Annotated in this window: 13 protein-coding genes; 5 read left to right on the top strand and 8 right to left on the bottom strand. The window is 35.6% G+C overall.

Annotated elements, in window-relative coordinates; genetic code table 11:
- Positions 1-29: 29 nt before the first annotated feature.
- The 4 genes from rseP to mutY form a co-directional block, all read right to left on the bottom strand.
- The gene (gene rseP, locus AC1QSP_RS10590) at positions 30-1340 is read right to left on the bottom strand and encodes an RIP metalloprotease RseP (protein ID WP_484078667.1); all 1311 of its coding nucleotides are present in this window, start codon (positions 1338-1340) and stop codon (positions 30-32) included.
- Positions 1341-1409: 69 nt separating this feature from the next.
- Positions 1410-2015 (bottom strand): gliding motility lipoprotein GldD, encoded by a 606-nt coding sequence (gldD, locus tag AC1QSP_RS10585; RefSeq protein WP_484078666.1) that lies wholly within the window; start codon positions 2013-2015, stop codon positions 1410-1412.
- 25 nt (positions 2016-2040) lie between these two features.
- Positions 2041-2490, bottom strand: coding sequence for a single-stranded DNA-binding protein (locus tag AC1QSP_RS10580; RefSeq protein ID WP_484078665.1), 450 nt, complete (start codon positions 2488-2490; stop codon positions 2041-2043).
- A 41-nt stretch (positions 2491-2531) separates the two neighbouring features.
- The gene (mutY, locus tag AC1QSP_RS10575) at positions 2532-3572 is read right to left on the bottom strand and encodes an A/G-specific adenine glycosylase (protein WP_484078664.1); all 1041 of its coding nucleotides are present in this window, start codon (positions 3570-3572) and stop codon (positions 2532-2534) included.
- 84 nt (positions 3573-3656) lie between these two features.
- On the opposite strand from mutY, the gene AC1QSP_RS10570 reads away from it, so the two are divergent.
- Together AC1QSP_RS10570 and AC1QSP_RS10565 are read left to right on the top strand one after the other, a co-directional pair.
- Positions 3657-3953, top strand: coding sequence for an HU family DNA-binding protein (locus tag AC1QSP_RS10570; protein ID WP_322971332.1), 297 nt, complete (start codon positions 3657-3659; stop codon positions 3951-3953).
- A gap of 221 nt (positions 3954-4174) precedes the next feature.
- Positions 4175-5746 carry an Rne/Rng family ribonuclease gene (locus AC1QSP_RS10565; protein WP_484078663.1) on the top strand — a complete coding sequence of 524 codons (1572 nt, stop codon included), beginning with the start codon at positions 4175-4177 and terminating at the stop codon, positions 5744-5746.
- Positions 5747-5787: 41 nt separating this feature from the next.
- On the opposite strand, the gene AC1QSP_RS10560 is transcribed toward AC1QSP_RS10565, so the two are convergent.
- Complete coding sequence (locus AC1QSP_RS10560) at positions 5788-6501, bottom strand: GLPGLI family protein (protein ID WP_484078662.1); 714 nt, start codon at positions 6499-6501, stop codon at positions 5788-5790.
- Between the two features lie 79 nt (positions 6502-6580).
- The gene (locus tag AC1QSP_RS10555; protein WP_484078661.1) at positions 6581-7423 is read right to left on the bottom strand and encodes a siderophore-interacting protein; all 843 of its coding nucleotides are present in this window, start codon (positions 7421-7423) and stop codon (positions 6581-6583) included.
- Between the two features lie 161 nt (positions 7424-7584).
- Here AC1QSP_RS10555 and AC1QSP_RS10550 point away from each other — a divergent pair, with 161 nt between their 5' ends.
- The gene (locus AC1QSP_RS10550) at positions 7585-8322 is read left to right on the top strand and encodes a tyrosine-protein phosphatase (protein WP_484078660.1); all 738 of its coding nucleotides are present in this window, start codon (positions 7585-7587) and stop codon (positions 8320-8322) included.
- Between the two features lie 29 nt (positions 8323-8351).
- Here the strand turns inward: AC1QSP_RS10550 and AC1QSP_RS10545 are convergent, their stop codons facing one another.
- Together AC1QSP_RS10545 and AC1QSP_RS10540 are read right to left on the bottom strand one after the other, a co-directional pair.
- Positions 8352-10301: a heavy metal translocating P-type ATPase gene (locus AC1QSP_RS10545; protein ID WP_484078659.1), complete on the bottom strand. Its 1950-nt coding sequence runs from the start codon at positions 10299-10301 to the stop codon at positions 8352-8354.
- 66 nt (positions 10302-10367) lie between these two features.
- Positions 10368-10784 carry a Fur family transcriptional regulator gene (locus AC1QSP_RS10540; protein ID WP_322971338.1) on the bottom strand — a complete coding sequence of 139 codons (417 nt, stop codon included), beginning with the start codon at positions 10782-10784 and terminating at the stop codon, positions 10368-10370.
- Between the two features lie 99 nt (positions 10785-10883).
- Here AC1QSP_RS10540 and AC1QSP_RS10535 point away from each other — a divergent pair, with 99 nt between their 5' ends.
- Entirely contained in the window at positions 10884-11873 is a 990-nt protein-coding gene (locus tag AC1QSP_RS10535; RefSeq protein WP_484078658.1) for an isoaspartyl peptidase/L-asparaginase family protein, read from the top strand.
- The gene (locus AC1QSP_RS10530) at positions 11870-12538 is read left to right on the top strand and encodes a copper homeostasis protein CutC (protein WP_484078657.1); all 669 of its coding nucleotides are present in this window, start codon (positions 11870-11872) and stop codon (positions 12536-12538) included. The genes AC1QSP_RS10535 and AC1QSP_RS10530 overlap by 4 nt, the downstream gene beginning before the upstream one ends.
- Positions 12539-12562 lie beyond the last annotated feature (24 nt).

Here is a 12562-nt window from a genome sequence, read left to right as displayed (position 1 = left end):
TTACACCCACAAAAAAAAATTAAAATTTTTTATCCAAAAATCATATTCACAATATCATTTCCGAAGATAAATATCATTAAACCAAGGATTATGAAGATTCCAACAATCTGTGCTTTTTCCAAAACTTTTTCGCTTGGTGCCTTTCCAGTCACCATTTCATAGATTGCGAAAACAGCATGTCCACCATCTAAACCTGGAATTGGTAATAAATTAATGAATGCTAACCAAGCTGAAATCATTGCTGTAAATGACCAGAAGAATAACCAGTTCCATTCCGTTGGCATTTGTTTTACCATTCCAATTGGTCCAGCCACTTGTTTACGGCCATCTTTTACTTGGAATAATGTCCCAATTCCACGAACTTGAGTTGCAATCGCATCAAAAGGTTTTACGACTCCTAATGCAATTCCTTCACCAACTGAATAGTCTTTACGACCTTCTAAAGAGTCTAAGTACGATGAACGATTTCCAATTCCTACTTTTCCATCTTTACCTACTGTAACCATTAATTCGATCGGTTGCCCTTTTCTTTCAACAGAGAAAGGAACAGTTTTCCCTTTGTATTCGGCTACTTTTTGTGTAAAATCAGAGAATAACGGTGTTGTAAATCCATCGACTGCAATGATTTTATCATCTTTTAAAATCCCGGCTTTAAATGCTGGAGATTCAGCAATCACAGTATCCACTTCGAATGTAAATTCAGGAACAAAGAACCCTTGTTTATAATTTAAAATTTGCGTTCTAAAGTTTTCGTCAATTGGTAATGAAATTTGTTTTCCATCACGCTTGATTTCTAACGTTTGTCCTCCTAATAAAGCTTCTTTATTAATTTCTTCTAATGAATTATAAGCTATTCCATTTACGCCTACCGGAATATCTCCTTTACGTAGACCTAATGAAAGTTGTGTTGAATCCACTGCTAAGCCATATTTCATCTGATCTACTTTCGTAAATCGTTCCCCATTGGCAATTAATAATACGGCATAAATAATCATGGCTAAGACGATATTTACAATAATCCCACCTAACATGATGATTAATCGTTGCCATGCTGGTTTGGTACGGAATTCCCAAGGTTGAGGTTCACTCTTCATTTGTTCTGTATCCATACTTTCATCAATCATACCTGAAAGTTTTACATACCCTCCCAATGGAAGCCAACCAATACCATAAACGGTATCCCCAATTTTCTTTTTCCAGATTGCAAATTTCACATCAAAGAAAACGAAGAAACGCTCGACACGAACGCCAAACCATCTTGCTGTTACAAAGTGACCCAACTCGTGCAGCATCACTAACAACATTAAACTGAGCATTAACTGCCCGATTTGTACTAACATATTATTTAAAAATTAGTTCTTTTAATTATTACGATTACAAAAATAACTGAATTTACTTACCGAACGATTTTATTTTCGCCACTCGAGTGTTTCAATCAATTGTTGCACATCTTTCTTGATGTATTCTACTGCAGGAGCTAAAGAATCCGCTTTTGGTTCTGAAGAGAAATAAACTGATCCAGAAATAAAGTTGCTTACACTATCCGTCGCATGAAACTGTAGATTGATGGCAGACGCTCCTCCTAATTCATATAATGTACCAAACACTCGTTTCTTTGGAAATTCGAATACTTGAGGAGAGATAAAACTGGCTTTCACCGTTTGTTCTTGAACAAATCGTTCACTTTCTTTGATTTTAACAATCAAATCTTCTTTCGAATGGACAGGAAAATACGTTAAAAAAATGTTGGCTTTCATTTTTGGATAATGCACGATGTACCAATTCGGCTTTTTTCCTTCTTTAATCATTCCGAAGTTGGAGTATTGAAATCCATAAGGGGCATTTTCCTTAAAATCAACATACGTTGGTTTTGGATATTCTAAACGCACTTGTCCAAGCGGTTTTACTGTTTCTGTTTTGTCCGAACATGACATAAAAAAAATAGCACTAATCCATAATGCTACTAAAACATAAAGTTTTTTTACAGACATCATTGTCAGTAAATTGTATTTCATTTTTATAATTTTCTTCTAATCGTTTTTAGAAAGGCAAATCATCTTCTTCTTCCTCTACACCTTTTACCGTATTTTGTGGGTTAGGCGATGGATTAGATGGCTGTTGCATTTCATTTTGTGTTGATCCTTTTTGATCCGAATCAGATTTAGGTGTTAAGAATTCAATGGAATTGGCTACAATTTCAGTCGTATAACGTGTTTGTCCGTTATCTTCCCATTTCCTTGTTTTAATTCGACCTTCAACAAATACTTTATCCCCTTTTTTCAGGTAACGCTCGCATAATTCGGCTAATTTATTACGGGTCGTAATATTGTGCCATTCTGTTTCTGTAATGCGTTCTCCTGTGCGAGAAATATAAGACTCTGTTGTAGCGATTGGAAATCTTCCGATGCAATTTTGCTCATCAAAATAATGCAATTTCACATCGTCTCCTAAATTACCGATTAAGATTACTTTATTGGTTGTACCGTTCATAGCTTTTCGTGGTTTTTAATTCGTGGTTTTAAGATACAAATTTAATCGAAAAAATGGTAATTTATAAATTTTTCAATCGGTTTGGGCAAAGGGTATTCATCAATTGAATTCAAATTTACCCATTCAAAATCAACAAGATGTTTCAAATCCTCGAGCGCAGATGCTTTCGGTTTATATGTATAGTATTTAATGTATAAGTGTTGATGTGATAAGATGTGTTTCTCTTCTGAAATAAAGCTCAAATCCAGGTGAATATTTTTTTCTAAAATTTCTGGATGATCCAATAAATCGGTCGAAGTTTCAACCATTGGCAACGTATATAAATTTTGCCAAACATCTTTCCCACTCCTTTTAGTCAACGCCAGTTGGGATTCCTCTTCTATTAAAAAGAAATGCAAAAAGCGATTAGACACTTTTGTTTTCTTGGTTTTGACCGGAAATTCTAAAACCTTATTCAATCGTAAAGCTTCACAGGAGGCATTTAAAGGACAACTATCACATTTTGGAGCTTTAGGCAAACAAATGGTTGCCCCTAAATCCATCACGGCTTGGTTAAAATCTCCAGGTCTTTTTTGATCAATAATTTCTAGGCCTAAATCCCAAAAAACTTTTTTCGTTTTCGAAAGCGAAATATCATTTTCTAATCCGTAATAGCGCGAAAAAACACGATACATATTACCATCCACTGCTGGAACAGGTTCGTGATATACGATAGATGCAATTGCAGCAGCAGTATAATCGCCAACACCTTTTAATTTTAGTAAATCTTTGTAATTATCTGGAAATACGCCTCCTAAGTCTTTTGAAATATATTGAGCGGCGGCATGTAAATTTCGTGCTCTGGAATAATATCCCAATCCTTGCCATAACTTTAGGACCTTTTGTTCGTCAGCATTTGCAAGATCATGAACCGTTGAAAATTCTGTTATGAAATTAATGTAAAATTTCATACCTTGGTCAACCCTAGTCTGCTGAAGAATAATTTCTGAGAGCCAAATATGGAACGGATTTAGAGTATTGCGCCAAGGCAAATCTCTTTTATTCTGGTCAAACCAAGACAAAATCAGTAAGTTGAATTTCATAAAATCTGCTAAAATGCTTTTTTTGTTAAGGTTTAATATTTATATTTGCACCCGCTTTCAAATTTAAGAATAATAAAAGGAATTATGACAAAGGCAGAAATAGTAAATAATATTTCAGGTAAGTTAGGACTTGAAAAGAGCGATACTCAAAGAGTAGTAGAATCGTTTATGGAGGAGGTGATTAAATCATTAGTTGATGGTGAAAATGTTTACTTAAGAGGTTTTGGTTCTTTTACTATTAAAACGAGAGCAGAAAAGACTGGACGTAACATCACTAAAGGAACATCAATCATTATTCCTGCGCACAACGTGCCTACATTCAAACCTGCTAAAACTTTCATCGAAGATGTAAAGACTAGCGAAGCAAACGTAGTAAAATAACAAGTAAAATAATTGTATCATGCCAAGCGGAAAAAAACGTAAAAGACATAAGGTAGCGACGCACAAAAGAAAAAAACGTCGTCGTCTTAACAGACACAAAAAGAAAAAATAATAAGCAGGTAACTGTTTGATATTTTCATCTTTTTGAAGATAGCACTTTTCAACTCAGGTTTTGGAAAGTGCTTTTATCATTTTTTAAAGACAAATTTTGTTAATTTTTGATGAGCAAAGAATTAGTTATATCGGCACAAACAGAACACGTGCGTATTGCCGTGTTGGACGAAGGTCGTTTGATGGAATTTCATCAGGATTCGACTAACGATGGATTTGCTGTTGGTGACATTTACTTGGGAAAAATCAAAAAATTAGCACCTAGCCTAAATGCAACATTTGTAGATATCGGTTATTCTAAAGATGCCTTTCTACATTATCATGATTTAGGTCCACAAATACGTTCTTCTAATGCCTATGCCAAAAGTGTGGTGAACGGAACGTATACAACAGATAAATTGAAAAACTTCCGTATGGAAGAACCGATTGAAAAAGACGGATTAATTTCTGAAATTTTCGCGTCTGGTGATTCAGTATTGGTTCAGATTACAAAAGAACCGATCCATACGAAAGGACCTCGAATTACTTCGGAAATATCTATCGCAGGTAGGTATTTGGTTTTAGTACCATTTTCTAACCGAGTTTCAATTTCACAAAAAATAAAATCCAAACCAGAAAGAGAACGTTTAACAAGTATCTTAGAAGGTTTAACGCCAGAAGGATGTGGAATCATTATCCGAACGGTTGCGGAAGGTAAAAACGTTGAAGAATTACAAGCGGATTTGAACTATTTGATTAACAAATGGACTCAAGTGTTCAAAAATCTTCAAAAGAAAAAAGCCCCAAGCAAGATTTTAAGTGAAATGGATCGAGCGTCATCAATTTTACGTGATACTTTTAACGACGATTTCGTTAAAATTTCAGTAGATGATGCGCAATTAGCGGAGGAAATGCGCGAATATTTGGAAGTTATCGCACCAGAAAAAACCAATTTGGTGAAAGAATACGATGACCCTTATGTTCCAATTTTTGAGAAATTTAATGTCGAACGTCAAATCAAACAAGCCTTTGGTAAGACGGTTACCATCCCCCAATCCAAAGGGGCCTATCTGGTGATTGAACATACAGAAGCATTACACGTAATTGATGTAAACTCTGGAAATATCTCAAGAAACTCTAAAAATCAAGAAGATTCTGCCTTTGCTGTGAATAAAATTGCAGCGTCAGAAATAGCACGTCAATTGAAGTTGCGTGATATGGGTGGAATTGTTGTAGTGGATTTTATTGACATGACGGATGCTGAACACAAGAAAGAATTGTTTGAGCATTTGCGTGCAGAAATGGGTAAAGACAAAGCAAAACATAAGATTTTGCCTCCAAGTAAATTTGGATTAATCCAAATCACAAGACAAAGGGTTCGACCAGAAATCAACTTTGTTACAACTGAAGAAAATCCTAACCAAGACTCGAATGAAGTTGAGGCACCGATCGTTACAATTGACAAGATTGAACAAGTGCTCTTGAATATCCTTGAGCGTAAAGACAAAGATTTAAGTAAAATGTCTTTACATGTACACCCGTTCGTTGCGGCGTACTTAAAACATGGATTACCAAGCATTCAGATGAAATGGTTTTTTAAACACAAAAAGTGGATTAAGATTATCCCAAGAGATGCGTATAAATATTTACAATTTAACTTCTTGGATAAGAATCACAACACACTTTACAACGAATCAAATTAATAAAGCCTCGCACAGCGAGGCTTTTTTTTATAGCTTATCTTTTAATCACGATTTACCCCTTGATTTCCATAATTTTCTTGTAATCTTTTATCCAACTCTTTTCTAAATGTGGCGTATTCTTCTGCAGTTACAGACTTTCCCTTGGTAGGAACTGAAAATTGGACCGTATCATCCATGGTTAACTGATCCAATTGATAATGAGTGTAGTTCTCTGGTTTTTCCAAGTGTATCAATTTTGCTTCTAAAACTAAGCCCGGTAATCCGTAAAATTCCTCAGGCCCACATTTCGATTTGATTTCTGTAGAATACCAAACTTCATAGCCCAATCCCTCGTTTTCAAAAGTTGCTTTTTTTGTATTAAAGCCATTTATTTTCTTCGTTTCTCTTGAAATTTTCCACTCCAAAGGATTGGTTTTCGAAGTAATCAGAAAAAGTTTCCCATCCACATCTTTGGAAACCACTTTTTCATCTTTGGTAAAATCCATATAGGTTTCTAAATCCTTTTCTGCACCGATAATCGTCATTTGCACCGAAGGTCCTTGCGTGTTGGTTACACGATCAATCGTTTTTAACGAACAGCGGTTTTGATCGCCTAATAACTGAATATACGAAGGCTTAGAAAACTGTTCTTCCATTTGTCGATACTGAGGACTATTTCCTTCTAATTTAATATAAGATCTTTTTTCATATTCTACTTTTAGTTTGTCTTGCGCTAAAAGTGAAAAAGGTAAAAGAATAAAAGCTAATAATTTCATAGTCATAGATTTGTATTAAAGTTAATAAAAAAATGCCTTCCAAACGGAAGGCATTTCTCATTGAATAAAAATATTGGAATTAAAAAACTTTAACAAGCTCTCTTTGCTCAATTTTATCGTGGCATTCTTCTAATCCATTTCGTTCTGCTTTACCAGCTTTCCAATGGGATGTACAGTAGAATTCTTCTTTCTTCCACTCTAACTCATCTTTGAAGAATGTTTTAATCTTTTTGATGGATTGTGATTCACCTGCTGCATATACAAAACGTTTTGCATCTTTACGCTTAGGGAATTTTTGGTTCATGACTAATTTGGCTAAAGCTGTTCCTTTACCACGTTGTGGATTAACAATCCATTTGAAGTCTAATTGGGCTTTTGTTTCAATTTTATGAACATCTTCTTTTGAAGGTATTTCAATACAAACTACCCCTTTCGTTGTGGCTGGTAATGATTCTATAATCACTGAAATCACGGGTAGACCTGTTAAATCAGCAGCTAAACAAACGAAATCTGCTTTTGGAGCCAATTCTTTCTTTTTGGCTTTCATCGAAACTCCAATACGGTCACCAATTTGAGCATGTCTAGCCCAACGTGATCCTGGTCCATTGTCACCGTGATCTGCTACATCAACGATTAATTCATTGGACTCCGCATCAATTCCACGTAAAGTATATGTACGTGTCACCGGCTTAAATTTATCGGATGGCGTGAACCATTTATTGGCATCTGCATCATATTCAGCAAAATGAATATCACGAATTCCTAATGGTGGAAAAGACAATTTACATGTCCCTCCTAACGTTGTTTCTTCAAAAATCTCAACATCATCGCTTCCTATATACAAACGGATTAAATGAGGAGTTACATATTCCTTACGTTTTAAGAAAAATTTCTCTTTGACAATTTTCGTTTTATCAGCCATCTTTTTATTTAGATTAAATCTAATTCATGGCAAACTTAATCTAAATTTAGAATTAATAAAAATAATTTTTACTCCATTTATTGATTTAACAGATTTTTAAAATCTATACCCATTTTAGAAGTCCTCAGAAATCCTTATCTTAAAAACATCAAACTAAAAATATGAAAGAAGTACATGCAAGTCGCGTTCTACCCATCGAAGGAGGTTTCAACTTCAGAGAGTTAGGTGGAATTATAACAAAAGAAGGAAAAACAATTAAAAGCCATCAATTGATTCGTACGGATGAATTGAGTCAATTAAATGAAAACGATCTTCAATTATTAAAGCAGCTGAAGGTTAAAACCGTTGTCGATTTTAGAACCGAACAAGAGCGCTCCATTTCGGTTGATCGTGTCCCTGAAAGTTGTCAGAATGAAATTCATTTGGATATTGTAGCTGCCAATATGAATTCTTTTCTATCGAAAATGAAGGAACCTCATGTAAACTATAAAGACCTCATCCTTGGATTTTATACCGATTTGGTCATCAGCGAAAATGCCATGAAAGAGTATCAATCTTTCTTTGAAGTGTTACAGAATCCCGACAACACCTCAATTATTTACCATTGTACTGCAGGAAAAGATCGTACAGGGATTGCAACCGCCTTAATTTTAGAAGCACTTGGTGTAGATTGGGAAATTATTGAAAACGATTATCTCATGTCTAATGAATTTCTGAGGCCAAAATACCAGCATTACATTGCAACTCAGCCTCAATTAGAGGATTTATTCCTTGTAAATGCAGACTATCTTCATCATGCCAAAGAAATCATTGAAAAAAAATTCTATTCGATGGAAGATTATCTTACCGATCAATTAAAAGTGGATATCGACCAAATGAAATCCATTTATACGGAATAAAAAAAGCGAAGAGTTTTCTTCGCTTTTTTTTATGATTTAAAACTCATACGCTGAATTCTCACGGCATTTAATATGGCCAATAATGCCACTCCTACATCGGCTATCACAGCTTCCCACATATTGGATAACCCCAATGCCCCTAGAACAAGAACCAATACTTTTACCACTAAGGCTAATGTAATGTTCTGAAGCACAATTTGACGTGTGGCTCTTCCGATCTGAATGGCAGTAGCCATTTTTGAAGGTTGATCCGTTTGAATCACCACATCGGCTGTTTCAATTGCAGCATCACTTCCAAGTCCTCCCATCGCAATTCCTACATCACTTAACGCTAAAACTGGTGCATCATTTATTCCATCACCTACAAATGCTACAACTTTTTGAGGATCTTTCTTTATTTGTTGCATTTGCTCTACTTTCCCTTCGGGTAATAATCCACCAAATGCTTTTGTAACTCCCAAATGATTTGCAACGATTTGTGTAATCGAATCTTTATCACCACTTAACATGATCGTTTCGTGAACTCCTACCTGTTTTAAATAAGTGATGGCTTCAATCGCATCGTCTTTTAATTCATCGGCTACAGTAATATACCCCGCATATTTCCCATCTACCGCCACTAAAACAATACTTTCTACGATGTTATCTATGGATTCTGGATATGTGATTTGATATTGATGTAATAATTTCCCATTTCCTACCAATAGCTGTTTCCCTTTGTAATTTCCTGCTAATCCTTTCCCCGAAATTTCAGTTACCTCTTGTATTTCGATAGGAGATGGATGATGCGCTACAATAGCTTTTGCAATAGGATGAATCGATTGACTTTCAATCGCTGACACTACATCAAGAAATTCATTTGGAGGCATGGATACGGCATTAACTTTTTGGACCTTAAATACCCCTTTGGTTAATGTCCCGGTCTTGTCCATTACAACCGTATTTACAGCAGCCATTTGCTCTAAGAAATTAGAACCTTTAAACAATATTCCATGGCGTGATGCTGCTCCTATTCCACCAAAATAGCCTAATGGGACTGAAATCACTAAGGCACAAGGACAAGAAACTACCAGAAAGATTAATCCACGGTATAACCACTCTTTAAAATTATATTCGTCCACCAATAACCATGGAAGCAGCACCAACGTTAAGGCAAGAAAAAAAACAATTGGAGTATAAACTTTGGCGAATTTTCGAATAAATAATTCGGTCTTCGCTTTGCGAGAACTCGCTTCTTGAACCAGTTGCAGAATTTTAGCAATTGAGCTATCTTCAAACCATTTTGTGGTTTGAATTTCAATCACATTTTCCAGATTCAGCATCCCCGCCAATACCATCTCATCTTGACGAATGACAGCTGGTTTACTTTCTCCCGTTAAAGCAGCCGTATTAAAACTTCCTTTTTTCGACAATAAAATCCCATCCAATGGCACTTTCTCTCCTACTTTCACTTGAATTGTTTCTCCAATTTGAACCTCTTGTGGATTGACTTTAATATATCGATCATTTCTTTTTACATCAGCAGATTTTGGTCGAACATCAAGCAAGGCTTTTATGTCACTTTTGGCTTTGTTGACCGCACGATCTTGAAACATTTCTCCTACGGTATAAAATAGCATCACGGCTACTCCTTCTGGATATTCTTGAATAAAAAATGCACCCAATGTGGCAATTCCCATTAAAGAAAACTCATTGAAAAAATCCTTTTTCGCAACCAATTCAAGAGCTTCTTGCCATACAGGCTTTGCCACAGGAATATAAGCAACTAAAAACCATAATAAGCGAACCCATTCATTTTGAATGAACCATTGAGGCTGAATAAGGTATTGTAAGATCATTCCTAGCGAAAAGATGATCAAACTGAAAATTAAACCTTTTGTGCCAAAACCATGATTATGATCGTGCTCTTCGTGATTTGAATGATTGTGCTGTTGATGTGTATGCTCTTCTGTGCTACAACATGTTTTACAATTGGACATAATGAATTGTTTTAAGTTGTAGAACAAAGCTATAACACATCCGTTGCAACTGGATTGCAAAGTAGTCTATGATTTACATTGATCGCATATTCCCTTCAAGATAAAAGAAGATTGTTCAATGCTAAAATTTTTAGGAAGTTTAATTTCAGGTAAATGAATATTTCTTAAGCAATACGTTTGGTTGCATTGAGTACAATGAAAATGAGCATGTGTAAATTCAGGCGTACACGTACAATTGGATTCACATAACGCATACTTTAATGAGCCTGTTCCATCTTCAATGGTATGAACCAAACCATTCTCCTCGAATTTTTTTAACGTTCGATAAATCGTTACACGGTCTGCTGTATCCAATGCAAATTCAAGATCCCCCATACTCATCGCCACATCAGCTTTTGATAATTCTTCTAAAACCAATAAACGCATTGCCGTAGGAGTAATTTTTCGATTTTTAAGTTGTGAAATCAAAACAGAATCATTCATACCTACCCATTTAGACCTCTAAATTACAATTAATTCATGGCAATATCAAAGCAATTTGTTTTATAAATATCTTTGCTTCACACTAGATTATGAATTGCCATGAAAAATGATCGAAGAACATTTTTAAAAAAATTAACGGCATTAAGCCTGTTGGGATTTTCAGGACAGCTAAAACTTAAGGCACAATCCCATAATACTATTCAAACATCGGAACCCATCGTTTTATCCACCTGGAATTTTGGACTTCAAGCCAATGCAGAAGCATGGACAATTCTTGGTACAGATGGTAAAGCTATAGATGCCGTAGAGAAAGGCGTTCGTTTAGTGGAAGCCGACCCCAATGAAAGAAGTGTAGGATATGGAGGTCGACCTGATCGTGAGGGAAAAGTAACATTAGATGCGTGCATTATGGACCATGAAGCCAATATTGGATCAGTCGCTGGATTAGAATATATTAAACATCCGATTTCAGTTGCTCGAAAAGTTATGGAAGATACACCGCATGTGATGTTGATTGGTAACGGGGCATTACAATTTGCCTTAGAAAAAGGATTTAAAAAAGAAAATTTATTAACTGAAACTTCTGAAAAAGAATGGAAAGAATGGTTGAAAGATACGCCATATCAAATGCCTATCAACATTGAAAATCATGATACCATAGGTATGATTGCTCTCGATTCTGAAGGAAACCTTTCAGGCGCTTGTACCACTAGTGGAATGGCTTACAAAATGCATGGACGCGTAGGAGATTCTCCAATCATCGGTGCTGGATTATATGTAGATAATGAAGTGGGTGCTGCTACAGCTACAGGGCATGGAGAAGAAGTCATTCGTATTGCGGGAAGCCATTTGGTCGTAGAACTTATGCGACAAGGCAAACATCCAGAACAAGCATGCAAAGAAGCGGTAGAACGAATTATCCGATTAAATAAACATAGGAAAAAGGACCTTCAAGCCATTCAAGTGGGATTTATTGCCTTAAACAAACAAGGAGAATATGGTTCGTATTGTATTCATCCAGGCTTTAACTTTGCCGTTCATACTCCATCAGGAAATCACTTGATGGATGGTAAATCTGTAATCCAATGAAAAAATTAGAAATCGCTTGTTTTAATCTTGAATCCGCTTTAGTTGTTGCAAATTCGAATGCCGATCGAATAGAATTTTGTGCTGATGTACATTTAGGAGGCACAACACCTCGCTATGAAGATATTGTCACATTGTGCGAAAATTCAGAGAAGGAATTAATGATTATGATTCGCCCACGAGGCGGAAATTTTTGTTATTCGGAGGATGAATACGAGCAAATGAAAATTTCTATTCTTGCCATCAAAAAATTACCTGTGGATGGATTTGTTTTTGGAATTTTAGATGAAAATCATCAGATTGATATCCAAAGAAATCTCGAATTAGTTGAATTAGCGAAACCTTTACCATGTGCTTTTCATCGTGCTTTTGATCGAACGCCCCATCTTGAAGAATCGTTAGAACAAGTCATTCAGTTGGGATTTAAAACCATTTTAACCTCAGGAATGGCTTCTCATGTTGATGAAGGGAAAATGAACTTGCAAAAATTGGTAACATTCGCCAACGATCGCATCACCATTATGCCTGGTGGTGGACTACGATCAACCAATATTCAAGAAATTGCAACAATTTCTCAAGCACACGACTTTCACTCATCAGCATTAACGGATGAAAGCGGAATTTCAGATTTAGAAGAAATCAATCGTTTAAAATCTCTCATCAATTAGGTCGAAAAAAACTAATATCTTTGG

The sequence above is a fragment of the Faecalibacter sp. genome, assembly GCF_057177045.1.
Note: the sequence above shows the minus strand (reverse complement) of the source record. Positions and strands in the feature narration are given on the sequence as shown.